20 protein-coding genes are annotated in these 24,531 nt (G+C 62.7%); 6 read left to right on the plus strand and 14 right to left on the minus strand.

The window, feature by feature from the left end:
• Window positions 1–2: 2 nt before the first annotated feature.
• Complete coding sequence (locus ACQ4W0_RS15020) at window positions 3–1,997, minus strand: serine protein kinase (RefSeq protein ID WP_436577443.1); 1,995 nt, start codon at window positions 1,995–1,997, stop codon at window positions 3–5.
• Between the two features lie 293 nt (window positions 1,998–2,290).
• On the opposite strand from ACQ4W0_RS15020, the gene ACQ4W0_RS15025 reads away from it, so the two are divergent.
• Window positions 2,291–3,472, plus strand: a complete 1,182-nt coding sequence (locus ACQ4W0_RS15025; protein ID WP_436577444.1) for a chymotrypsin family serine protease — start codon at window positions 2,291–2,293, stop codon at window positions 3,470–3,472.
• Between the two features lie 182 nt (window positions 3,473–3,654).
• The gene (locus ACQ4W0_RS15030; protein WP_436577445.1) at window positions 3,655–3,990 is read left to right on the plus strand and encodes a hypothetical protein; all 336 of its coding nucleotides are present in this window, start codon (window positions 3,655–3,657) and stop codon (window positions 3,988–3,990) included.
• A gap of 78 nt (window positions 3,991–4,068) precedes the next feature.
• On the opposite strand, the gene ACQ4W0_RS15035 is transcribed toward ACQ4W0_RS15030, so the two are convergent.
• The 4 genes from ACQ4W0_RS15035 to ACQ4W0_RS15050 all read right to left on the minus strand — a co-directional run bounded on the left by ACQ4W0_RS15035 (window position 4,069) and on the right by ACQ4W0_RS15050 (window position 9,874).
• A complete protein-coding gene (locus ACQ4W0_RS15035; RefSeq protein ID WP_436577446.1) occupies window positions 4,069–5,505 on the minus strand; it encodes a catalase in 1,437 nt (478 codons plus the stop codon).
• Window positions 5,506–5,868: 363 nt separating this feature from the next.
• Window positions 5,869–6,561 carry a tetratricopeptide repeat protein gene (locus ACQ4W0_RS15040; protein ID WP_436577447.1) on the minus strand — a complete coding sequence of 231 codons (693 nt, stop codon included), beginning with the start codon at window positions 6,559–6,561 and terminating at the stop codon, window positions 5,869–5,871.
• Between the two features lie 56 nt (window positions 6,562–6,617).
• Window positions 6,618–8,714, minus strand: coding sequence for a bifunctional 2',3'-cyclic-nucleotide 2'-phosphodiesterase/3'-nucleotidase (locus ACQ4W0_RS15045; RefSeq protein ID WP_436577448.1), 2,097 nt, complete (start codon window positions 8,712–8,714; stop codon window positions 6,618–6,620).
• Window positions 8,715–8,827: 113 nt separating this feature from the next.
• On the minus strand, window positions 8,828–9,874 hold the full coding sequence (locus ACQ4W0_RS15050; RefSeq protein WP_436577449.1) for a hypothetical protein: 1,047 nt from the start codon (window positions 9,872–9,874) through the stop codon (window positions 8,828–8,830).
• A 264-nt stretch (window positions 9,875–10,138) separates the two neighbouring features.
• On the opposite strand from ACQ4W0_RS15050, the gene zigA reads away from it, so the two are divergent.
• From zigA to ACQ4W0_RS15070, 4 genes are read left to right on the plus strand one after another with little or no spacing between them, the layout of a single operon-like run.
• Window positions 10,139–11,365, plus strand: a complete 1,227-nt coding sequence (gene zigA / locus ACQ4W0_RS15055; RefSeq protein WP_436577450.1) for a zinc metallochaperone GTPase ZigA — start codon at window positions 10,139–10,141, stop codon at window positions 11,363–11,365.
• Window positions 11,366–11,384: 19 nt separating this feature from the next.
• Window positions 11,385–12,389 (plus strand): CobW family GTP-binding protein, encoded by a 1,005-nt coding sequence (locus ACQ4W0_RS15060; protein ID WP_436577451.1) that lies wholly within the window; start codon window positions 11,385–11,387, stop codon window positions 12,387–12,389.
• Entirely contained in the window at window positions 12,386–13,174 is a 789-nt protein-coding gene (locus ACQ4W0_RS15065; protein WP_436577452.1) for a HoxN/HupN/NixA family nickel/cobalt transporter, read from the plus strand. Before ACQ4W0_RS15060 ends, ACQ4W0_RS15065 begins: the two co-directional genes overlap by 4 nt.
• Before the next feature lie 44 nt (window positions 13,175–13,218).
• On the plus strand, window positions 13,219–13,737 hold the full coding sequence (locus tag ACQ4W0_RS15070) for a GNAT family N-acetyltransferase (RefSeq protein WP_436577453.1): 519 nt from the start codon (window positions 13,219–13,221) through the stop codon (window positions 13,735–13,737).
• 25 nt (window positions 13,738–13,762) lie between these two features.
• Here the strand turns inward: ACQ4W0_RS15070 and ACQ4W0_RS15075 are convergent, their stop codons facing one another.
• The 9 genes from ACQ4W0_RS15075 to ACQ4W0_RS15115 all read right to left on the minus strand — a co-directional run bounded on the left by ACQ4W0_RS15075 (window position 13,763) and on the right by ACQ4W0_RS15115 (window position 24,465).
• Complete coding sequence (locus ACQ4W0_RS15075; RefSeq protein ID WP_436577454.1) at window positions 13,763–14,188, minus strand: Fur family transcriptional regulator; 426 nt, start codon at window positions 14,186–14,188, stop codon at window positions 13,763–13,765.
• Between the two features lie 104 nt (window positions 14,189–14,292).
• On the minus strand, window positions 14,293–15,645 hold the full coding sequence (locus tag ACQ4W0_RS15080; RefSeq protein ID WP_436577455.1) for an alpha/beta hydrolase: 1,353 nt from the start codon (window positions 15,643–15,645) through the stop codon (window positions 14,293–14,295).
• 106 nt (window positions 15,646–15,751) lie between these two features.
• Entirely contained in the window at window positions 15,752–16,630 is an 879-nt protein-coding gene (locus ACQ4W0_RS15085) for a proteasome-type protease (RefSeq protein WP_436577456.1), read from the minus strand.
• Window positions 16,631–16,719: 89 nt separating this feature from the next.
• A complete protein-coding gene (locus tag ACQ4W0_RS15090; RefSeq protein WP_436577457.1) occupies window positions 16,720–17,529 on the minus strand; it encodes a transglutaminase family protein in 810 nt (269 codons plus the stop codon).
• Window positions 17,529–18,473: an alpha-E domain-containing protein gene (locus tag ACQ4W0_RS15095; RefSeq protein ID WP_436577458.1), complete on the minus strand. Its 945-nt coding sequence runs from the start codon at window positions 18,471–18,473 to the stop codon at window positions 17,529–17,531. The genes ACQ4W0_RS15090 and ACQ4W0_RS15095 overlap by 1 nt, the downstream gene beginning before the upstream one ends.
• The gene (locus ACQ4W0_RS15100; RefSeq protein WP_436577459.1) at window positions 18,467–19,921 is read right to left on the minus strand and encodes a circularly permuted type 2 ATP-grasp protein; all 1,455 of its coding nucleotides are present in this window, start codon (window positions 19,919–19,921) and stop codon (window positions 18,467–18,469) included. Before ACQ4W0_RS15100 ends, ACQ4W0_RS15095 begins: the two co-directional genes overlap by 7 nt.
• Window positions 19,922–20,049: 128 nt before the next feature.
• Complete coding sequence (locus ACQ4W0_RS15105) at window positions 20,050–21,207, minus strand: sensor histidine kinase (RefSeq protein WP_436577460.1); 1,158 nt, start codon at window positions 21,205–21,207, stop codon at window positions 20,050–20,052.
• 69 nt (window positions 21,208–21,276) lie between these two features.
• Window positions 21,277–22,152 carry a hypothetical protein gene (locus ACQ4W0_RS15110; protein WP_436577461.1) on the minus strand — a complete coding sequence of 292 codons (876 nt, stop codon included), beginning with the start codon at window positions 22,150–22,152 and terminating at the stop codon, window positions 21,277–21,279.
• A 105-nt stretch (window positions 22,153–22,257) separates the two neighbouring features.
• Window positions 22,258–24,465 carry a TonB-dependent receptor gene (locus ACQ4W0_RS15115; RefSeq protein WP_436577462.1) on the minus strand — a complete coding sequence of 736 codons (2,208 nt, stop codon included), beginning with the start codon at window positions 24,463–24,465 and terminating at the stop codon, window positions 22,258–22,260.
• Window positions 24,466–24,531: the final 66 nt, after the last annotated feature.

Below are 24,531 nucleotides of genomic sequence, written 5' to 3' on the forward strand. Positions count from 1 at the left end.
GGTTATTCCTGCGCCAGCAAGGTAGTGACATAGTTGAGCGCTTCGCGCGCGCTATGAGCGTCATAGCCATATTCGTCGACCAGGCGCTGCTCGACGGCGGAAATCCTGGCCCGCACGTCGTCGTCGGGGCGCTTGGCCGAGCCGACCAGGCGCAGCACGTCGCGCCGCTGTTCGAACAGATATTGCTGGATCGCATCGTGCAATTGCGCATGGCTGCCCAGGCCGAAGGCCTCGCCCCGTTTGAAGGCGCTCATGGCCTTGCGCACCACTTCTTGCCGGAAAGACTGCTTGCCGGAGTCGCTGATATGGATCTTTTCTTCCACGGCGCGCAGGAAGCGCTCGTCGGGACGGCGTTCTTCGCTGGTGATGGGATCGCGGATCTGGCGGTTGTCGAGCATGGCTTCGACTTCATCGAGATATTTGCTCAGCAAGTCCTGTGCTTCTTGCTCGAACGACACGAACAAGGCCTTGTGTACGTCGGCCTTGACCCAGCGGTTATAGAAATCCTTGCGCGTGAGCACCAGGTAATCGACCCACTGACGCTTGCGCCGCGGTTCGATGCGCGCATCGTTTTCGATGCCATCCTTCAGGGCCAGCAGCACGTCCATGGTGGAGAGGCTGTTGCGCTGGGCGGAAATGATGGCGTGCGACAAGGCATTGATGACGAAACGGGGCGACACGCCCGACAAGCCCTCGTCGGGCGACTTGTCGCGCTCGCGCAGGCGGCGGATGTCGGCATGCTGCAAGTCGCCGACGTCTTCGTCTGCATACACGCGCAGCTTCTTGACCAGCTCGGCTTCCTTGTCCTCGCCCTCGGGCAAGCGGCTGAGGATGGCGAACACGGCCGCCGCATGCAGCACGTGCGGATCGAGATGCACGTCGCGAAAGGCGGGCGCGGCCGCCATGATCAGCTTGCGGTAGATACGCGCTTCTTCGCGGTAATTGAGCGTATACGGCACTTGCACGATGACCATGCGATCGAGCAGCGCCTCGTTTTCGCTTTCTTGCAGGAATTTGCGAAATTCGGCCAGATTCGTGTGCGCGAGAATGGTTTCATCGAGGTAAATCAGGGGGAAACGTGACACCTTGACATTTTTTTCCTGCGTCAGAGTCAGCAGCAGGTACAGGAATTCGCGCTTGACCTTGAGGATCTCGATCATTTCCAGCATGCCGCGGCTGGCCGCATACACGGCGCCAGACCACGACCAGGCGCGCGGATCGCCTTCATCGCCGTACTGCGCCACTTTCGACAGGTCGACGGAACCCACCAGATCGGCCAGGTCGGCCGTGGTGGGATCGTGCGGCGCATACGTGCCGATGCCGCAGCGTCCCGCCTCGGACAGGTGGATGCGCTCGACGGGCATGCGCAGGAAGTCGCCCGCGTACTGTTCTTCCAGGCGGGCGCGGCAATGAGGGCACAGTTCGCCATGCAGCTCGGCATCATAGCTGGCGCGAAAGTCGGCGCGCATGCTGTGCGGCACCAGGTGCAGCGGCGATTCGTGCACGGGGCAGCCGGCGATGCCGTACAGCGCGCCGTCGCTGCTGTGGCTGTATTCCTCCAGCCCCCGCTTGAGCAGGATCACCAGGGTCGACTTGCCGCCCGATGGCGGGCCCAGCAACAGCAACATGCGCCGGCCTACTTCAGAGCCTGCGGCGGCCGCCTTGAAGTAGGCGGCGACCCGGTCGATCGCCTCGTCGATGCCGAACAGCTCATCGTCAAATAGGCGGCAACGGAAGCGCCCACTGTCATCGGTCTGGCCGTTCCAGCGCATCATGTCCCACAGGTACTGATGAGCGCTGCGCGTCAGCAGGGCCGCGCGGCCGGGCAGGATCTGCTCGATGAAGTCGGTAAAACTGCCGCGCCAGGGGCTGATGCGGTGTTTTTCGGCCCAGGCCGCCATGCCGTGCACGAAACCTGCATGCTGGCCTGCGCCACCGGCATCTGCGGCGCTGTGGCCTGCTTGCTCGTCCGCAGGCGCGTCGTCGTAGCGTGTCATACCAGGGCTCGTCATTGTTTCCCCATCCATGCCGTTGCTGGCGTTGCTGTTGTTGCTAACCTTGCTGCCGTGGAGCAGGCCCGGTTCCAGCCTGTTGGCCCAGTATACGGCGGCACCTCTGCCCGCACGCCTGATCTCGCTCAACCTTGACGAGGGAACTATTTTCGCGCTCCTTGGCCCTCCTTGGTCCCGTTGGCGCAGGGCGGCCACGCGTCGGCGCAGTTCAATCCAGATCAATACCGGCCGGCGCGGCCCGTCCACACTGGTGGTTCGCAGCGACCCACGAGGAGAACATGATGATAGGCAACGAGAATGGTTTCAGCGCCCCGCCGGGCAGCGGCAGCAGGGGACAAAGCGCGGACGATGAAGAGGCCGTCGGCCAATTTTCCGTCCCTGGCGAAGACGACAAGACGATCGAGAGCGCATCCGTCTCGGACGTGCCCGACGCCCTGAGCGGCGTCAGCATGGAATTACTGGAAATCAAGCGCAGCATCGAAGACGGCATGCGCCAGTCCATTTCCCAGACGGGCGGCGTGCGCGCCGCCGACGCCTTCAGCGACGGCGGCAATATCCAGGGCGTGTCCATCGGCCTGGGCGAGGGCGCCAGCGACAGTTCGTCCGGCGAGCCGGGCTTGCCAGCCCTGACCCTGTACGTGGCCGAACCCACTTCCGTCGACCGCGCCAAGGCCGCCATCGTGGGTGCCATGGGCGTGCGCGCCGTGGCCAGCGACAGGGTGCCTGTCAACATCGTCGTAACGGGCGTGATCGACGCGCAGCCCCACCGTTTCCGCTTGCGTCCGGCGCCGGGCGGCGTCTCGGTCGGACATTTCCGCATCACGGCCGGCACCATCGCTTGCCTGGCCGTGGGACGCAGCGCACCGCGCAACAGCCGCTTGATGATACTGAGCAACAATCACGTGCTGGCCAATTCCAACGGCGGCGCGTTCAACGACTGCATCGTGCAGCCGGGCCCCATCGACGGTGGCCGCTGCCCGCAAGACCAGGTGGCCGTGCTCGAGCGTTTCGTGCCCATCAATTTCAGCGGCGGCGTCAATTTTGTCGATTGCGCCACTGGCTGGGCCTGGCCAGACCGCGTGCGTCCCGAACTGGTCTACCTGAGCGGCGGCATGCCTGCCTATTTTCGCATCAGCAACGCGCTGGTAGCGCCCGCGCTGGGCATGCTGGTCGGCAAATCCGGACGCACGACGCAATTGACGCAGGGCCGCATCACGGGGCTGGGCGCCACCATCAACGTCAACTACGGCGGCGGCAGGATCGCGCTGTTCCAGGACCAGATCGCCATTACGGGCGTCAGCGGGGCATTCAGCGCGGGCGGCGACTCCGGCTCGTCCATCTGGACCTGGAACCAGCAGCGCAATCCCGTCGGCCTGCTGTTTGCCGGCGGCGGCAATATCACCTTTGCCAACCAGATGCGGCGCGTGGTGGTGGCGCTCGACATCAACTTGTATACCTGAGTGCTGGCACAGCCAACGGCCGCAAAAACGGCGCGGCGGCGTGATGCCACCTTGCACTGCGCCGCCTTTTGCACGATGATGATATGGTCAGGTGTGACTGTCATGCATGGCTTGGCGGACAAGAGGCGCTGCCGTGCCTCCTTGTTCCACGCGTGCCATGGGCAGCATCAGGAGGATATGTCATGTCAAACAGTAAATTCGTACCAGCGCCATACGCCGGCTTCGAGGATGCGGCCATGCCGTATTTGCCGGACGAGGCCGGTGGCCACGCCGTGGCGGGCCTCGCGCATGTCGCACCGCCGCCCGGCCGGCTGGAAGCGGCAAAGCGGCGCAATGAGCGGGCCCTGATGGCGATCGATGGGGTCGAAGGCGTCAGCCTGGGGCAGACCGCCATCGGCGGGGAAGCCCTCGTCGTGTATCTGCGCGATTCGTCCGTCAAGCGGCGCGTGCCGTCGCAGGTCGACGGCTATCCGGTGGAAACGAGCATCACGGGCCAGATCGATATCCAGCGCTGGTAGGCACGCGGGCCTGGCGGCCAGTCCGCTTGCCGCAAAGTGCTGCGGCGGAAGGCTTGTTGCCAGGCCTTTCAGTCTGCTTTACTTGCTCAGACGGCTGATCGCTTCGGCCACGCCTGCGCCATAGGCAGGGTCGCACAGGGTGCAGTTGCCGATGTGGCGTTGCTTGACTTGCTCCGAGGCGCCCGAGATGGCGCGCGCCGTGTTGTCGAACAAGACTTGCTGCTGTGCCTGTGTCATCAGGCGGAACAGGGCCCGCGGCTGCGAATAGTAATCCTCATCGACGCGGTGGTTCCAGTGGTCGGCCGCACCTTCGATGCTCAACGGCGGTTCACGGAAATCGGGCTGCTCGGCCCATTCCTGCTCGCTGTTCGGTTCATAGCCCAGGGTCCCGCCCTGGTTGCCGTCGACGCGCATCTGGCCGTCGCGGTGGTAGCTGTGGAACGGGCATTTCGGCGCGTTGACGGGAATATGGCTGTGGTTGACACCGAGGCGGTAGCGCTGCGCGTCACCATACGAAAACAAGCGGCCTTGCAGCATCTTGTCCGGCGAAAAACTGATGCCGGGCACCACATTGGCCGGATTGAAGGCCGCTTGCTCCACTTCCGCGAAGTGGTTGTCCGCATTGCGGTTCAGTTCCAGCACGCCCACTTCGATCAGCGGATAGTCGCCGTGCGGCCACACCTTCGACAGGTCGAAGGGGTTGAGGTGATACGTGCCTGCCTCTTTTTCCGGCATGATCTGCACGTACAGGGTCCAGCGGGGGAAATCCTTGTTTTCGATGCTTTCGTACAGGTCGCGGTGCGAACTCTCGCGGTCCTTGCCCACCAGCGCCTCGGCTTCGGCATCCGTCAGGTTTTGTATCCCTTGCTGGGTTTTAAACGTGAACTTGACCCAGAAACGCTCGTTTTGTGCATTCAGGAAGCTGAAGGTATGGCTGCCGAAACCGTGCATGTGGCGGAAACTGCGCGGCAAGCCCCGGTCGCTCATCACCACCGTCACCTGGTGCAGCGCTTCGGGCAGCGAGGTCCAGAAATCCCAGTTGCTGTTGGCGCTGCGCAAGCCCGTGCGCGGGTCGCGCTTGATGGCGTGATTTAAATCGGGGAATTTCAGCGGGTCGCGCATGAAAAATACAGGCGTATTGTTGCCGACCAAATCCCAGTTGCCTTCTTCCGTATAGAATTTCAGGGCAAAGCCGCGGATATCGCGTTCCGCATCCGCTGCGCCCCGTTCGCCAGCCACCGTGGAAAAGCGCGCAAACATGGGCGTTTGCTTGCCCACGGCGCCAAAAATCTTCGCCCGCGTGTAGCGCGTGATGTCGTGTGTGACGGTAAACGTGCCGTGTGCGCCGGAACCCTTGGCATGCATGCGGCGCTCGGGGATGACTTCGCGGTCGAAGTGGGCCAGCTTTTCCAGGAACCACACATCTTGCAGCAGGGCAGGGCCACGGGGGCCGGCCGTCTGGATATTCTGGTTGTCGACAACAGGCGCGCCAAAGGCGGTGGTCAGCTTTTTCATTGGACTCTTTCTTTATAGGGAGGTCGACGGACGAGCCAAGGCCTACCCAAACACTGGCTGGGTTGAGCGTATGCGACATGCTCACCGAGGCTGGTCCAGAGTAACAAATTTCTAAAAAGCAAATACAGTGTGCCATTCGGGGCCAGCAACAACCCCGCCGCCGCCACGGAAGCAGCTAGGCCATCATAGCCCCTCGGCAATGTCTAGTCCAACACGATTGACCCGGCACAAGGCGCAGCGGTATTTTCCGGCCTGCTAGCGATATGTGGCCCAGTCGGCCTGCAGCCATAGTTGTCCGCGCCAGGCAAACGTATGCCGCCAGCATGCAGTCCGTTCAGCAATATGGCTTGGCCTTGATCTGGCTTAAAACTTGTTCCAGTTATTGTGCCGGTGTTCCGTCGCTTCCTTCATCAGGTGGCCCGCGCGCAGGGCGTCGTCCGCCTGCACCGTCATGGCCAACTCCTGGAGGGCGGGCGGGTATTCGTGGTGGGCCGCTTCTTCCAGCAATGCATGGGACTTGACCAGGTCGCGCGGCACGCCGCGGCCTTCGCGATAGGCGTTGTACAGCAGGAACATGGCGTGCGGATTGCCCAGTTCGCTCGATTTTTCCAGCCAGCGCGCGGCGATCACGGGATCTTTCGGCACGCCTTCGCCGTTCGCCGCCAGCAAGCCCAGCATCAATGCCGCCTTCGCATGGCCTTGCTGCGCTGCCTGGCGGTACCACAGCCAGGCTTGCGCCGGCGTGGCCGCGCGCCGCATCTGGCCCAATTCGAATGCCGCTTCCGTGTCGCCGGCGCGGGCCGCCTGTTCGAACAGACTCAGCGCCTCGGCGCGGCGTTCCGGACGGGACTGGTAAATCAGCGCCAGTTCGCGCTCGGCGACGGGCATGTCCTTGCCGGCCCAGCTGCGCACACGGCGCTCGGCCAGGTGGTCGCCCGCCTGGCGCGCCTGCATGGCGACGGCTTCGATTTCCGCCGGCGTGGGCGGTAGCGACGACTGGCAGGCGGCCAGGACACCAGCGAGCACGACGGCGGGGAGGGAGAGTGCGTGTTTCATCGGGATCAGCTTTCATCAAAACGGGCCGGAACCACCGCAGTCCCGGCCCATGGACCTTACTTGCTCAGGTCGATGCGGTATTTGGCGAAACCGCTCGCGTCGAGCCCGCCTTCGGCCGCCACGTTGGCAATGCCGCTGCCTTGCGCCAGCGCCAGATGGCCCGGCGCCGAGCGCAGGATCACGGGACCGGCCGTGGCCGTCCTGACAAAGCTCCAGCTGCGCGCGCTGCCATTGTTGGCCAGGGTCACCTTGCCGCCCTTGGTACTGAGCGATGCCAGGTAGTTGCTGACCACGGCCTGGTTCGCATCGGGCGACTTGATGATGGTCTTGCTGCCATCGATGCCAGGCACGGCGCCGCCGCCGCCGGCGCGGTAGTCGTTGGTAGCAACGATGAAATCATCGCCATCGGCGACAGGTGCGCCCTTGTACGTGAGATTGACGATGCGGCTACCCGGCTTTTTCGTCACGTCGATCTGGTACGTCAGCGCATTGTTTTCCGCGTAGAACACGTCATAGTTGTAGATCGTGCCATACGATGGCACCAGGTCTTGCTCGGCAGTACTGGCTGGGTCGATCTGATTGAACTGCTTGGCCGACGTTTCCAGCCAGGCCTTCAAGTCCGCGCCCTTGATCTTCACGGCTTGCAGGTTGTTATTGCTATACAAATACAAGTCGCCCGGATTGCGCACCTGCAAGCCGATTGGCGCGGCAGGCGTCGCGCCCGCTGCCACGTCCGTGAAGTCCGATGGCCCGTTGCGGCCCGCCTTGAACGGCGCGCTGCACGAGATGACGGGGATATTCTTGTAACTGGACAAGGTCGCATCCGTGCTGGTGGCGATGAAGTTCTTCACGTAGTCGAGCTGTGCCTGGTTCACCAGCTGGATGGCGCTCACGTCGCCCACCAGCGCGAAGTAGGCGGACATCTCGAAATCCGTGCTGATGCCCAGCGGCTGCTTGGCGTAGGCGATGGTGGCAGCGTGTTCGGTGGCCACCAACGGCGCGATGGCCGGGTCGGCTTTCACCAGGGTCTTGCCATCCGTGTACTTGAAGCCGCGCGATTCCACCGTCGTCTTGGCCGGCTGCACCACCCACCGGCCGCCCTGATACACCATCGTCAGCTTGATGATGCCCAGGCGGCGGCCCCAGCTTTGCGCCATGACCGTCGGCACGCCATTCACGAAGCCCTTTTCGGCGTCGATCTTGGCGCTGGCCGGAAACGCGGCGAACGAGGCGTCCAGCGCGGCCGCGCCGTCTTCCTTGCCTTTCGGGAAGATCAAGTGCGAATGGCCGATCATCAGCGCGTCGATGCCCGTGCTGGTCAAGTGATAGCTGCCGTTTTCCATCTTCGGGCTGTAGGCGCTGGTGTCCAGGCCGCCATGCGACAGGGCCACGACGAGGTCGGCGCCCTTGTTGCGCAGTTCCGGCACATATTGCTTGGCCGCTTCCTGCACACCCGTCACGCTGATCTTGCCGGCGAGCACTTTCTGATCCCATTCGAGGATTTGCGGCGGCACAAAGCTCAGTACGCCCACATTGATCTTCACGCTCAGCTTGCTGCCATCGGGCGCCGTGGCGGCGAAATCGCGGGGCAGCAGGGTGTAGGGCTGGAAGATGGGCTTGCCGCTGGCCACGCCGACGACATTGCTCAGTACGGAAGGGAAAGTGGGCGCGCCGCAGGTACCCGTCGGCTTGGCCACGCCCGGAATGCCGAAATCCGTGTTGGTGATCTGGCTCAGGTAGGCCAGTCCATAGTTGAATTCATGGTTGCCCATGCCGCCCGCATCGTATTTCAGCGCGTTCATGGCCTTGTGCACGGCCAGCGTGCCGGAGCAGGGCACGGGCGCGGCCACGGCTTGCAAGTCGGCCAGCAAGGTGCCTTGGATGACGTCGCCATCGTCGAGCAGCACATTGTTCGGGTTTTCCGCGCGCGCCGCCTGGATCAGTGTGGAGGTGCGCTCCAGGCCCAGGCTGGTATCTTCGGCCAGCGCGTAATAGTTATAACTCAAGACGTTCGAGTGGATATCGGTGGTTTCCAGCAATGCCACGCTGACCGTCGTGCCTTCGGGAATGACCTGCGCCGTCGTCGAACCGCCGTTGCAGCCGACCAAGCCCACACTTGCCAGCGCCGCCAGCATGACCCAATTTGTTTTCATTACCGCCCTCGGAAAGATTCAAAGGACGCGACTGTAACGCGGGGATATGACGCCACCATGACAGCGTGGCAGGGCGCATGGCGCCACGCTGGCGCGCCATGGGTAAGTCGGTCTCAATGCGCCGGCAGTTTTTTCAGCACTTCATTGCTAAAGTAAGGTTCATCTTCTACCCAGAAAATATAGTCCAGGCCCAGGTAATTGCGGGCAAAATTGAGCAAATCCTCGACTGAATTTTTTTGCTTGGTACGGGGATTGATCTGGCGTAGGTTGCCGTCCTGTACGGCCATGCCCTTGACCAGGTTCGCAGGATAGTCCTTGATAAAGCCGTAACTCTGGCCCATATGGCTTTTCCGATACGGCATCAGGTCAGGACCGCCCACCCCCATACGCAGCGTTTGCGCTTGCGCAAACAGGCTGCGCATATAGCCCTTGTCGGTCCACGGCAGCCATTCGCCCGGCAAAAAATTCAAATACACCATGGTGGTGGTATGGGGAAAGGCGCCGGCCAGCACCCGCATGTTTTCCTCGATGGCATCGACATACTGTTGTGGCTGGAAATCATCGGGGAAAATCGTATTTCCCTTGCTATCCTCGACGCCGATGTCGATCGAACTTTCGCTGAAATTAATGCCCTCGATTTTCCCGTCGAACTCCTTGCCCAGCGCCCGTATCAAGCGTTGATAGCGCTCGCGTACCGGTGCTTCCCACATCTTTGGCGACCAGCCGTATTCATCATCGGTCACCGGCTTGCGCGGGTCGCGTTCCGGCGCCGAAAGCATGCTTTGTTTGATGATGCCGCCCTGATACAGGGGATCACTGAGCAAATAGGCCGGCACATTATGGCGCGGCGTAAAGGATTTTTCCTGCAGTTGTATCCACAGTTTTTTCCCGAGTGAATCGAGATAGGCGATGTCGTGGCGGATCGCCGAAAAATCATAACGGTCCTGTTCCGGCTCCAGGCTGCGCCATGTGTACACGATTTGCGCGCCGCTGAAGCGGGGATCGCTTAAGGCTTTATCCGAGCTAATGTTTTCCCCGTTCAGTTCGCGATGATTGAAGTAAAGATAGTGCTTGATCGGCTTTTTTATGTCTGCCGCAATGGCACTGCCCATCATCAACATAAGTAAGGCAAGAAGCGTTGTGGAGCTGCGTAAGAACATCGTTTCCTTGGTGATTGTGAAAATTTACACGTCCAGCCAGCATGCGCTTGCGTCGATGGCTTGACGGGCAAAGTTCCACTCTAGCACGTCGGGCACGTCATGGCCCGGCATGGCAGCGAGGTGGCGCACGGCTCTCTTTTCAAGGTGGCAGGCAAAGATTGCTGCGTAAATGCAAGGTAGTTGCATTATAATTCAAAAACGCAATTCATTTGCATTAATGCGACCATCGCCAACCCAGCAACTCAGCTAGCCGAAGGAATCCCCATGTCCCAGCGCAAACTCCCCGTCACCGTCCTGTCCGGCTTTCTTGGTGCCGGCAAGACCACCTTGCTAAATCACATACTGCGTAACCGCGAAGGCAAGCGCGTGGCCGTCATCGTCAACGACATGAGCGAAGTCAATATCGACGCCTCGCTCGTCAAAGACAGCGCCGAGGCGGCCGGCGCGGCCCTGTCGCGCACGGAGGAAAAACTGGTGGAAATGTCCAACGGCTGCATCTGCTGCACCTTGCGCGACGATTTGCTGCTGGAAGTGCGGCGCCTGGCCTTTGAGGACCGCTTCGATTATTTGCTGATCGAATCGACGGGCGTGAGCGAACCGATGCCCGTGGCTGCCACCTTCGACTTCGAGGATGAGCACGGCGACAGCTTGAACGATGTCGCCCGCATCGACTGCATGGTCACCGTGGTCGACTGCGCCAACCTGCTGGCGGACTTCCACAGCGAAGACAGCCTGGAGCAGCGCGGCGAGATCGCGGGCGAGGGCGACGACCGGCAACTGGCCAACTTGCTCACGGAACAGATCGAGTTTGCCAATGTCATCGTCCTCAACAAGGTTGACATGGTGGAGGCGGCCGAGCGCCGGCGCGTGCTGGCCGTCATCAAGGCCCTCAATCCCGGCGCGCGAATCATCGAAACCAACGAGTCCGTCGTGCCGCTCGACGCCATTCTGGGCACCAATCTGTTCAACCTGGAACAGGCGGCCGCCATGCCGGGCTGGGCGCAAGAGTTGGCCGGCATCCACACGCCGGAGACGGAAACGTATGGCATCGCCAGCTTCGTCTACCGGGCCAAGGAACCGTTCCACGCGCAGCGCTTGCACGACTATATTTCCCAGCCGATACCGGGCGTGATGCGCAGCAAGGGCTACTTTTGGCTGGCCAGCCGCCCCGAATGGGTGGCCAGCCTGTCCGGCGCGGGCAAGCTGATGAATATCGAACCCGTGGGCTTGTGGTGGGCGTCCGTGCCCAAGGAGCGCTGGCCCACGGATGCGGCCTCCCTGGCGGAAATGAAAGCGGGGTGGAACGAAACATATGGCGACCGCTACCAGGAACTCGTCTTCATCGGCCAGGACATGGACCAGGCCGCCATCGAAGCGGACTTGAAAAAATGTCAACTTAACTATACGGAAACGCGCCAGGGCATGGCCGCCTGGCGCAAGCTGCCCGACCCGTTTCCCCAGTGGCAATGCATGGAAGAACTCGAAGATTAACCATCGTTAGGAAAGAAATATGACAGAACTGATCCCCGTCACCATCATCACGGGTTTTCTCGGCAGCGGGAAAACCACCTTGCTCAAGCGCATATTGCAGGGTGATCACGGCGTGCGCATCGCCGTGATCGAAAATGAATTCGCCGCCGAAAGCATCGACCATGGCTTGCTGGTGCAGGACAGCGACGAGCAGATCGTGGAAATGAACAATGGCTGCATCTGCTGCAGCGTGCGCGGCGACCTGATCCGCATCCTGGGCGAGCTGCACGCCAAGCGCGAAGCGGGAACCATCGCGTTTGACCACGTGATCATCGAAACGACGGGCCTGGCCGCGCCTGGCCCCGTGGCGCAAACCTTCTTTGCGGAGCCGTCAGTTAGCGAATTCTATCTGCTGGACGCCATCTTGACGGTGGTGGACGCGCGCCATGCGCAGCAGCAACTGACCGAGCACAGGGAAGCGCAGGAGCAGGTGGGCTTTGCCGACCGCATCCTGCTGTCGAAGACGGACCTGGTCAGCAAGGACGAGCTGGCCGCGCTGCGCCAGCGGCTGATCGCCATGAATGGCCGCGCCAGCCTGCAGAAAGTGCGCTTTGGCAATGTGCCCTTGCGCGATATCCTGAATATCCGCGGTTTCAACCTGAACGCCATCGTCGAGCTGGAGCCAGATTTCCTGGGGGAACTGGGCCACCGTCATGGCGACGGCGTGCAATCGTTCGTGTACCACCAGTCCCAGCCCCTCGATTTGCTGCAGGTGGAAAACTTTCTCGATGCCGTGGTGCAGCTGTTTGGCACCCAGCTCATGCGCTACAAGGGCATTTTGTACGTTGCCGACTTGCCATGCCGCGCCGTTTTCCAGGGCGTGCACATGCTGATGGGCTCGGAACTGGGCGCGCCGTGGCGCGACGGCGAGACGCGCGCCAGCAAGATCATCTTCATCGGCCGCGACTTGCCGCAGGAAATGCTGACGCGGGGCCTGGACCGCTGCATTGCCAAGGTGGACAGTCCGGCCGAGGTGGCCGCATGAGCGTGGAAGCGGGCTTGCCCGCCCTGGCGCTGATCTTTCTGCTCGGCATGCGGCATGGTTTGGAACCGGACCACCTGGCCGCCGTCGATGGCCTGACACTGCGCAGCCAGTCCGCCCATCCGCGCTGGACGCCGTGGATGGGCGCGCTGTTTGCGCTGGGGCATGGCATCTGCGTGCTGGCCATCGTGGCCGTGGCGGCGCTGGCCTCGCGGCAATTTACGCCATCGCCAAACCTGTTCGGCTGGCTGGAATGGCTGCCCATCGCCTTGCTGCTGCTCATCGCCGGCATGAATGCGCGCAGCTTGCTGGCCGGCGCGCAACTGGCCGAAGTGCGCGGCCAGCTGATGCCAGGCTGGCTGCGGGGCGTTTCCGGGCCGCTCGGCGCCATCCTCGTCGGCATGCTGTTCGCGCTGGTCTTCGACACGGCCCTGCAGGCGGCCGCCTGGGGTTATGCGGCTGTCGCGCTGGGCGGCATGGGGCCGGCCTTGCTGACGGGGACGGTGTTTGCCGTGGGCATGGGCGTGACGGACACGTTCGATGGCTGGGTCACGGCAAAGGTCATGCGCACCGGCCAGGTGGATATCGTGCGCGCCTTCCGGCGCCGCCTGGGCTGGCCCATCGTCGCCATCTGCGTGGCCATGGCCGCCTGCATGGCCGCCGGCAAACTGGAGCCTGCATGGTCGCTGCCGGAAAGCTGGATGGCGGCGCTGGGCGCGGCCATGGTATTGCTGATGGCGGCCCTGTACGGCTGGACCCTGCATGGCTTGCGCCGCGTGCGTGCGTGAGGGAAGGGCGTGGGTATAATGGGAAAAAACTGCCGAGTCCTCCCATGCCCGCATCCGATATTCTCATCCGCCTGCTGACGCCAGCAGACACCGCCGCCTTTTGCGCACTGCGCCTGCGCGCCATCGCCGACTCGCCCAGCTCGTTTTCCTCGTCGCGCGACGATGAACTGGCGCGCACGCCCGCGGAACACGCGCAGCGCATCGCGGGCGGCGCCCTGCAGCGCAGCTTTGGCGCCTTCGATGGCGAACGCCTGGTGGGCTTTGCCGGCTTGCGGCGCGAACCCTTGCGCCAGCTGTGGCACAAGGCCTTGCTATGGGGCGTCTTCGTCGATGTGCAGCAGCGGGGCAAGGGCGTGGCGCGGCGTCTCGTGAACGCCTGCATCGAACAGGCCGAGACAGACCCTGCCGTCATGCAAGTGCACCTGAGCGTGAATGCGGAAAACAATGCCGCGAGGCAACTGTATGAATCGCTGGGATTTATCGCGTATGGCACGGAGCCGCGCTCGATGCGTGTCGGTGAGCTGTTCTATGACGAGCATCACCTGGCCTTGCTTCTCAAGTGATGTCTTCAGGTGAAGTTTCGGGAGCTTATTTGCAGCGCGGGCACAGGCCCTTGATCAAATAATCGACTTCGCCGCCGCTGAAACCTTCCGGCAAGAGCACGGGCGGAGGCAGCTTGACTTCATTGAAGCAGGTGACGTTCGCGCACTTGGTGCACTGGAAATGCGCGTGTTCGTGCGCCTGGTGGCCGGCGCCCGCGCTGAAGCGCCACACCTGGTCAACGCCCGCGATGCGGTGCACCAGTTCATTTTCCGTCAGCCATTCCAGCACCCGGTACAGGGTGACGGAATCGATATCGCTGTCCTGCGACAGCGCCTGCTGGATTTCATGGTGGGTCAGCGAACGGCTTTGCACCATTAAAAAGTCGAGCACCTTCACGCGCGTTTTGGTGACGCGGGCGTTGGTGTTGCGGATCAGCGATTCGGCTTGCGGTGTAGAAGATGATGTCAACATGATATGGCCTGCTTGCGGGGGATCGGCTGGCGGCGTCATCGCCGTGCCCGTTGCCACCCTATGGGCCGTATCTTAGCATGCGTGCTCACAAGCATGAAGCCGCGTCACGGTTTGAACGTCCAATAGCGGCCGGCCACCGTATCGACGGGGTCGAGAAAGCGCTGGTCGGCGCGCGCCTGGCTGCGTATCAGATAGAACATGTCGGACAGGGCCGAGCGTTTTTCCGCAAAATAGCTATGTTTCATGAAGCTCGTGTCCACGCCCGTGGCATCGATGGTTTCCACGCCCGCCACGATCAGCATGCCGGCGCCGCTGTCGCCCGCGCGCGGGTAGCCGTGCACGGCTTTCGAGGCGGCCAGGGCCAGATCTTGCGACGAGGCATATAAAGTGACGGGGTTGCGCGCGCCAGCCAGTTTCGGTGCGATATCGTGCCTGAAGACAGCCGCGTCGATGTCGGGTGCGGCCAGGATGATTTCCGTGATCTTTTGCGCCAGCTGCGGCTGCGCGGCCAGCAAGTCGGCCACGGCGCGCGCCAGCCCGCGACTGCCCATGCTGTGTCCCACCAGATACACTTGCGCCGCCTCGGTGCTGGCGAGAAAGTCGGCCAGGAAGGCCGTGATATGGGGCGTGCTCCACTCGATATTGTTTTCATCGATGGTGTAGCTGGCCAGGTCGCCCCGCGAGGGCCAGCTGTAGAAGACGGGCGCGCCGTCAAAGCCCAGGTCGTAGGCCATCTGTCCCGTGCGCCGCGCCGCATCCTCGAAACTCACGTTGTAGCCATGCACAAAGACAAAGGCACTCTTGGCGGCCGAGGCGCGTATTTGCATCTTTAATGCCGCAAAGAAGTTGTCGCGCTCCTGCACCTCGGCAGACAGCAGCACCACGTGCTTGGCCGGGTCGTCGCGAAATTCCAGGCGCCACAGCGACGGCGATTCCAGCTGGCCCATGCGGTGGTCGCGGGGGATGCTGATGTCGCAGCTGCCATAGCTGAGCGGGCCATCGCCGCCGCCGTTGCCGCCCGTTATGCTGCGTTCGCCGCTGAAGCGCTGCGCTGGCGGCTTGCCCACGTCGCGCTGGCGGTCCGTGGCGAAATACACTTTGACCACCGCATAGTTCGACACGACGGCGCTTTTATCGGCCGGCACGGGGACGGTTTCCACTTCGGGGAGCTGGGGAAGAGGCCGTTGCAGCGCATCAAGCAAGCCTTGCGCGGCAAACAGGGTTTCCATGTCGTCCGGCACCTTGGCCGCAGCCAGGGCCGCCGACAGGGCCAGTTGCAGCTGGGGATGGTCGGGCGCCGCTTCCAGCGCGGCGATGGCGTCCAGGATGGTGGCGGCACTGTCGAACTTGGCGATGGCCTGCATGAGCCTTCGAAAATGGCTGGCGACGGCCTCGGGTGCATGCCCGGGCGCGCCATGCCCGATGGCCGCCACGACGGCGGAAGTGATCAAGTCCATGCGCCACCTGCCTTTCAGGTCAATCTGGATTAAATGTCAACCCATCGCCATAAAAGCACGCGCAAAGCGATATGTCCAGCACCGCGCGCAGGCTGTGCGCGGCAGATCAATGCTGCTTGTCGTTGCCGGACTGCTGCGCCAGCGATTGCAGGGGCGCCACAGTCAGGCCGCCACGGCTCACGTGCTCGGGAATGGCCACGCGCACGGGCTTGCTGTGCATGTTGGCCGACGACAATACGTTCGTGGTGGTTTCCGGCGCCGCATTCCACACGGGATCGACGATGCCTTCGAACACATGTTTCAATTGCTCACCCCAGGTGTCGCGGATCATGCGGAAATACTGGTTCTTTTCATCGATGGTGACGAAGCGCGTGACGGCCAGGCTGCCCGTCTCGTAGACGAGCAAATCGAGCGGCAAGCCGACGGAAATATTCGAGCGCAGGGTCGAATCCATGGAAATGAGCGCGCACTTGGCCGCTTCGTCCAGGCGCGTGCCCGGGTTGATGACCCGGTCGATGATGGGCTTGCCGTACTTGGCTTCGCCGATCTGGAAATACGTGTTTTCATCGTGCGATTCGATGAAATTGCCGGCTGAATACACCTGGAACAATCGGCAGCGCTCGGCGCCTATCTGGCCACCTAAAATGATGCTGACATTGAAATCGATGCCGCACTCGGCCAGGGCTTTCGCTTCGCGCTGGTGCACGGTGCGCACGGCGTCACCCACGATGCGCGCCGCGTCGTACATGCTGGCCACGTTCCAGATGCTGCGGCCATCCGCATCCACGTGTTCGGAGACGATCTGGCGGATCGCCTGCGAGATCGACAGGTTGCCGGCCGTCATCAGGACCAGCATGCGGTCGCCCGGGTTCTCGAACACGCTCATCTTGCGGAAGGTGCCCACCTGGTCCACGCCGGCGTTGGTGCGGGAGTCGGACAGGAAGACCAGGCCTTCGTTCAGGCGCATGCCTATGCAATAAGTCATCGTCGTAAATCAAGTCAAAAGGGGAAGCATTCTACACCAGCCGGGCCGTGCCACCTGCTGGCAAGGCCCGGCCAGCCTCATTCTTGCCACTATACGGGCACGATCTGCACATCGACGCGCAAAGTTTCCGTGCCGCCACCCTGGCGCACGCCGCGCACGGGCGCCGCCGAATCGTAGTCGCGCCCGATGGCCAGGCGGCAGTACGCATCCGTCATCAGCCGCGCATGCGTGACGTCGATGCTGACCCAGCCCGCGAAATCCGTGTCTTCCGTCCAGGCGTCGACCCAGGCATGGCTGGCCGCATGGCCCGTCGTGCCCGGATCGATATAGCCGGACACATAGCGGGCGGGGATGCCCCAGGCGTGGCAGCAAGCCAAAAACAGGTGCGCGTGGTCCTGGCACACGCCGCGCCCCAGGGCCAGGGCGTCGCCAGCCGTGGTGGTGACCATGGTGGCGCCGCTTTCATAGGCCACCTTGCCGACGATGTGCTCGGCCAGGCGCAGCAAATGGCCCGTGCCCGCCGTCACGCGCTGGTCGGGCAGGCTGGCGGCCGCCAGTTCCAGGATGGCGGGGTTGGCCTGCGTCAGGGCCGTCGGCATGGTAAACAATAGCGGTGACAGGGTGTCGACCAGGTTCAGCCGTCCCTTGTGCGGATAGATGGTTTCCACCACGCCATGCGCCACCAGGCTCAGCGACTGATGGCTGCCACTGATGGTCAGCATGTGCGACAGATTGCCGTAGGCATCCGTGTAGGCGTGGCACCGGCCCGGCGTGGTGATTTGCCAGGACAGGGCGCGCTGCTGCGGTTCGATACGCGGCGTCAGGTGCAGCTGCTGGATGGTGTAGGCCAGCGGCGCACTGTAGGCGTAATGAGTTTCGTGGCGGATGGTGAGCTGCATCAGGCCGCCAAGGGAACGAGGAAGTCGCGGCTGACTCGGTTGCCCAGGTCATAGATGTTTTCCAGAAATTGCGTCAATGTATGGTGCAAGCCAGCCTTCATGATGTCGTCGATATGGCCAAATTTTAACTCGGCATGCAATTTACCGGCGAACCGTTCCGTATCGGCCGACACATCGTTGCGGATATGCTTGAGGTTTTCCACCACGTCATCCATGCAGGCCAGCAGGGAACGCGGCATGTCGCCGCGCAGCATCAGCAATTCCGCCACCCGCGCCGGGGTGATCACGTCGCGGTAGACCTTGCGGTAGATTTCAAAGCCGGAAACGGAGCGCAGCAGCGCCGCCCAGTAGTAAAAATCGCGCTGTGTGATGTCTTTCGACGTGTCGCGCGCGCCGTGGAACTTCACGTCGAGGATGCGCGCCGTGTTGTCGGCCCGCTCCAGGAAGGTGCCCAGGCGGATGAAGTGGATGGCTTCATCCTTGAGCATGGTGCCCAGGGTCACGCCGCGCGACAGGTGCGAGCGGTATTTGACCCACTCGAAGAACTGGCTGGGGTCCGTTTCCAGCAAATTGCTTTTCAAACGCTTCTGCATGTCGAGCCAGGTGGCGTTCTGGATTTCCCACACTTCGGTCGTCAAGGTCCCCCGCACGGCGCGGGCATTTTCGCGCGCGCCCGTCAGGCAGGCCAGGATGGACGACGGGTTGTTCGGGTCGCGCACCATGAAGTCGAGCACGTCGCGCGTGTGGAAGCGGCCATATTTATGGTCATACGCGCTTTGCAACTCGGAAATGCCCAGGGTGGCGCGCCAGCCCTGCTCGGCGTCCTGCTCGGACTGGGGCAGCATCGAGGTTTGCATGTTGACGTCGAGCATGCGCGCCGTGTTTTCCGCCCGCTCCGTGTAGCGGGCCATCCAGAACAAATGATCGGCAGTGCGGCTCAGCATGTTTTTTCTCCTGCAAAAGCGGGAATGGCTTCGAGTACCCAGGTATCCTTGGTGCCGCCCCCTTGCGATGAGTTGACCACCAGCGAGCCTTCGCCCAAGGCCACGCGGGTCAGGCCGCCGGGCACCATGGAAATCGTCTTGCCGGACAACACGAACGGGCGCAAATCGATATGGCGCGGCGCGATGCCGGCCTCGACATACGTGGGGCAGGCGGACAGGGCGAGGGTGGGCTGGGCGATATAGCCGCCCGGATTGGCCAGCAGGCGCTGGCGGAAATCCTCGATCTGCGCGGCACTCGAGGCCGGCCCCACCAGCATGCCATAGCCGCCCGCGCCATGCACTTCCTTGACCACCAGTTTTGCCAGGTTCGCCAGCACGTAGGACAAATCGGCCCCTTTGCGGCACTGATAGGTGGGTACGTTGTTCAGAATCGGCTCTTGCGACAGGTAGAATTTGATCATGTCGGGCACGAAAGGGTAGATCGACTTGTCGTCGGCCACGCCCGTGCCGATGGCGTTCGCCAACGTCACCCGGCCAGCGCGATACACGGACAGCAAGCCGGGCACGCCCAGCGAGGAATCGGAGCGGAAGGCCAGCGGGTCGAGGAAATCGTCATCGACGCGACGGTAAATCACGTCGACGCGCTTGGGTCCGCGCGTGGTGCGCATGTACACAGAGTTGTCGTTGACAAACAAATCCTTGCCTTCGACCAGTTCCACGCCCATTTGCTGGGCCAGGAAGGCGTGTTCGAAGTAGGCGGAGTTGTACATGCCGGGCGTCATGACGACGACCGTGGGGTCATCCACGCCCATGGGGGCGACGGAGCGCAGATTGTCGAGCAGCATGTCCGGATAATGGTCGACGGGGGCGATGCGGTTGCGGGCGAACAATTCCGGGAACAGCCGCATCATCATCTTGCGGTCTTCCAGCATGTAGGACACGCCTGACGGCACCCTTAAATTATCTTCCAGTACATAAAATTCGCCCTGGCCCGCGCGCACGATATCGACGCCGGCGATGTGCGCGTAAATGTCGGAAGCGACGGCAATGCCCTGCATTTCCGGGCGATACTGGGCATTCTTGTAGATTTGCTCGGCAGGAATGATGCCCGCCTTGATGATGTTTTGCCCATGATAGATGTCATGGATGAACATGTTCAAGGCTTGCACGCGCTGCACCAGGCCCGTCTGCATCTGCGCCCATTCGGCGGCTGGGATGATGCGGGGGATGGTGTCGAACGGTATCAGGCGCTCCGTGCCGGCATCGTCGCCATACACGGCGAAGGTGATGCCGACGCGGCGAAACGTCAGGTCGGCTTCGGCCCGCTTGCGGGCGATGGTCTCGGGGGATTGCTGCGCCAGCCAGTTGTCAAATTCACGATAGTGTTCACGTACCTTGCTGTCCGTACTCACTTCATCCGCAGTCATTTCATTGAAAAAATTTGCCATGTTGTGATTTCCCTTGAGCCGTGTCTAGGTATAGCTCAGCAGGAAACGTGCCAACAGGGCGGCCGTGAACATGTGTAAATATGACCACTTTTGTGGCGTCGCGCCGTTCCTCGCACCGATTTGGTGCGCTAGCTGTCACTCTTGGGGATGTCGGCGGGCTGGACGAAGGGACGACAATCGACGGGCACATCGAAAATGAAGCTGGTGCCCGTTTCGGGTGCGCTGTCGACGGCGATGCTGCCGCCGTGGCTTTCGGCCACGTTTTGCACGAAAGGCAAGCCAATGCCCCAACCTGGCGCGCGGTTGTCGTTCTCGCGGCGCAGGTAGTCGAAGATGCGTTCGGCCTGTTCCGGCGCGATGGCGCGGCCGCCATTGTGGACGGTCATGATCAGGCGTTCGAGGACCGCTTCCACGTGCACGCTGAAGGGGGCGTCGTCGCCATACTTGATGGCGTTGTCGAGCAGGTTCTCCAGCGCGCGCCGCAGCGAATTCTCGCACCACCAGCCAATGACGGATTGCCCGCTGACCTGGCATTTGTCGGGCCGTTGCAGGTTGACCTGGCCGGCCACGGCGTGCACCACGGGCAGCACGTCGAACTGGCTCAGGGCCAGCGGCAGCCGCTGGCCCCGGTGGTAGCTGAGGCTATCGAGCAATTCCTCGATCATGCTGTCGAGTCGCTTGCTGTGCTCGGCAATCTTGTGCGCCAGCAAGACCACCCGTTCCGGGTCCGCTGGCCTGAGCAGCAACTGGGCGCTGGTACTGATGACGGCCAGGGGATTGCGCATGTCGTGCGACAGGCCGGCCGCGATGCGGCGCCGGAAGCCTTCGTGCATGCTGGTAAATTCGCGTATCGATTCGCGGATGCCCACATCGATCGATTCGTTGAGCACCTGCCAATCCTTGCCGCGCAGGGTGATGCCGGACTCATGCGCGACGGCGGCAAAGCAGTCGCGGAAGATCTGGTATTCCTGGATCACCTGTTCCGGCCCGTAATTGGTCATGCGCGCCCGTTCATTGCCATGCACGGCGGGAACGTTGCTGTTGCTGGTGGCGTTTTCGCGCGGATGACCCGGGGTCAGCGCCTCGGCCAGGTTATCGAAAAAGGCGGGCAGGGTATTGGTGAGGATGGGTGTCAGCAACTGGTCAGCGCCTTGCACGCTGGCGCGCACGCGCTGTTCCCAGACGCTGAGGACGGCGTCGCGCATGGCAAAGAGGCGCCGCGCGCGCTGCAGTGGATGGCGTACGCCTGCCTGGCGATCCGCCTGATGATCTGTGGCAATATTCACCTGAACTCCCTGACAGGAATGGCTATGCTTTCAATAGTATGCACCGAATCCGCCGCCAGGGAAACGGCATTATTGTTCAGTATCGGGCTGCCGCAAGGCCGCCTGCAGGCGGGAAAGCGAGGCTGACCATTCGTCCAGGGAAAAGTTCTGTGGATCATCATGACCGTTCGCATAGCCCGTATCGAGCACGGCGTGGAAGGCGGGGATCAGCCACGTACCCTTGCGCACGCTGGCGGCGAGGTACAGCAGGGCTAGCCGGTCGTATTGGGCGGGCGTAAAGCCCGGATCGGGCGCCAGGCCGTCGTTGCCCTTGCCGCCGCCCGGTACGGAGTTGCGCGGCTGCACCAGCTCCACGTGCAGGAACAGGCCCGTCAGCGACGGCTTGTCCTTTTCCAGCTTGCTGGCGTAGCCGGGCGTGCCAAAGTCGCGCACTTGCAGCGAGCCGCCCAGGCGGTTCACATACACATGGCCTTTCGGACCGCCGCCCAGCGCCGGATTGCGCAGCGCAAAGTCGTTGAAGTCCCAGCCGGCATCGTTGATGTGGGCAGGAATGGATTCCCCCAGGAAATTCGGGTAACTGGTGTCATGGATGACGAAGTACCGCGCCATGGGCGCCGCCAACCGGCCCACGGCGCGCGACAGGGGGGCGTCGACGGCGCCGCCCACGTCCGCTTCGCTGATCGATTGCCCGGCCAGCCAGGCGCGCAGGCGGGCCGGGGCGATGCCCGTGCGCTGGCCGATGTGGACACCGAGAAAATCCGGCAGCGGCGCGCTGTCGCCCAGGCGCGCATACAGCTTGACGGGACGCAATAAACACGTGGCTTGCGCCCGCGCATCGCCCTTGAAACCGCTTTTCCAGGCGGCGTAGGGGCAGGCCGCTTGCTTTTGGGCAGCAGCCGGCAGGGATAGGCTGAGCAAGAGCAGCAGGGCAGGGAGTCGTTTCATGCGGGCATTGTCGCCGAATCGGGCGTGCCGGCACAGGCGCGCACGCGAAAAAAAAGCTGCCCCGTTCATCGGACAGCTTTCGTGACGCCACTGGCGGCGATCTGTTTAGAATGCCACGCTGCCCGATACGACAACGGTGCGCGGCGCGGCCAGCACCAGGGAGCCAATATTAAAGGACGACACGGCCGACGACCAGTAGTTGCGGTCCGTCACGTTGTCCACGCGGGCGCGCAAGGTCACGTCATGGCCCGCCACTTGCGTCAGGTAGCGCGCGCCGATGTCGAGGCGCGTCCACGATGGCAGTTGCTTGGTGTTGGCCAGATCCGCATATTGCGTCGAGGTGTAGATGCTGCGGGCGTTCAGGCTCAAGCCTGGCGCGCCGGGCACGTCCCATTCGCCGCCCACGCTCACCTGTGTTTCAGGCGCGCCGATGGGGCGCTTGCCATTGTTGGCGGCCACGTCGGTCTTGCTTTGCTGCGCATCGAGCCACGTCAAGCCGCCCAGCAGGCGCACGCCCTGCATCGGCGTGCCGAAAATCGACAACTCCAGGCCACGGTTGCGCTGCTCGCCAGCCAGTTCTGCCCGCTTGCCGACCACGGCCAGCAAGGGCTTGGCAGTGGTGAACAGGGCGGCGCTCATGCCCAGCTTGCCGCCGTCATACTTGATGCCGATTTCCTTTTGCTTGGATTTGTACGGGGCAAACACTTCGTCCATGTTCTCGACATTCAGCTTCTGTCCGTTTTCCATGTACGTTCCCGTGGCTGCCGGTCCCTTGACCAGCGCTTCGATGTAGTTGGCGTACAGCGACACGTTCTTGCTGGTCTTGAAGACGATGCCTGCCACGGGCGTCGTGGCGCTCTCGTCATAGGCCTTTCCTTGCAGCACCGAGGTGTTGTAGTCGTAGCCGGCATCCTTGATCTGCTGGCGGCGCAGGCCCACGGTCAACAGCAGCTTGTCGTCGAGGAAGGCCATGGTGTCGGCCAGGGCATAGCTGCTGAGGATGGTTTTCTGGGTCACGCGCGGGTCGCTCATGATGCCGCCCGTATAAGGGGTTGCCGGCGCGGCCACATTGACGGGCGCGTAAATATTGGTGGCAAATGCGTCGCCGATGGCATACGCGTTCTTCGCTTCATTCCAGTGACCGGACCAACTGGCCACCAGGGTGTGCCGGACGGCGCCCGTAGTGAGCTTGCCGCGAATGCCCAGTTCGCCCGTGCGGATTTCCTGCTTGCGCGCATTATCGAAGCGCGACACATTGGCGTCGCCATTAACCGAGGTCAATGACGGCTCGGCCAGGCTGTTGGCTTCCTTGGTCGAGCGGCTGCCGAACGCAGCCCAGGCCACGACATCCTTGGCGAGGTCCACTTCGGCGCGCGCCGTGCCGAATACATCGTGTTCCTTCGAATAGCTCCAGGGCTGGGCGAAGTTCTTCGAGGCATCGGGCGCGCCAGGCAACACGGCCACGCTGCCAATGCCGACGGATGGACGGGGCGACGTCAAGTCGAAATTCTGGTAGCCGGCATCGGCAGACAGACGATAGCCGCGGCCGCGATAGTCGAGGCCCACCGAGAACATGCCCACGTCGTGGTCTTCGCGCTTGATACTGGTCTCGCCCTGGCGCTTGGCGGCGTTCACGCGCACGCCGAATTCCTGGTTGTCGCCAAAGCGGCGCGCCACGTCGATGGCCGCGTAGACGTGGCCGCCCGATTCCACGCCCACCGTCAATTCCGTCAGCGGCGTGTTGCCGGCGCGTTTGGGCATCAGGTTGATGGCGCCGCCGATGCCGCTGCCGCCCGGCGCCGCGCCGTTCAGGAAGGCGCTGGCACCACGGAACACTTCCACGCGCTCGAGCAGTTCCGGCGATACGTATTGACGGGGCAGCACGCCGTACAGGCCGTTATACGCCACGTCATCGGAATCGAGGGCGAAGCCGCGGATCACATACACTTCCTGGAAATTGCCGTAACCGCGCGACATGCGCACGGCCGGATCGCTTTGCAACAAGTCGCCCACGCTGCGCGCTTGCTGGTCGGCGATGAATTGCTGCGTATAACTGGTGCTGCCGAATGGCGTGTCCATCATGTCCACGGCACCGAGAATGCCCAAGCGCCCGCCGCGCGCCACCTGGCCACCGGCATACGCTGTTGACAAGCCTTCCGCCGAGGCATCGGCCGACGCATTCACGACCACCGTGGGCATGGTTTGCGCCTCGCCGGCCGGCGCCACGGGGGTGGTTTGGGCGTGGGCGGCGGTGCTGGCCAGCAGGAAGGCGGCCAGGGCGAAGGGGGTAGGGGCGAGGCGGAAGGTGCGCATGGTGTTGTTGGGATATTAATGAGAATGATTATCATTATATTCCAGCGCGGGGCTATGTGTGGGAAA

The sequence above is a fragment of the Janthinobacterium breve genome, from assembly GCF_051380895.1.
In the GTDB taxonomy this organism is placed as follows: domain Bacteria; phylum Pseudomonadota; class Gammaproteobacteria; order Burkholderiales; family Burkholderiaceae_D; genus Janthinobacterium.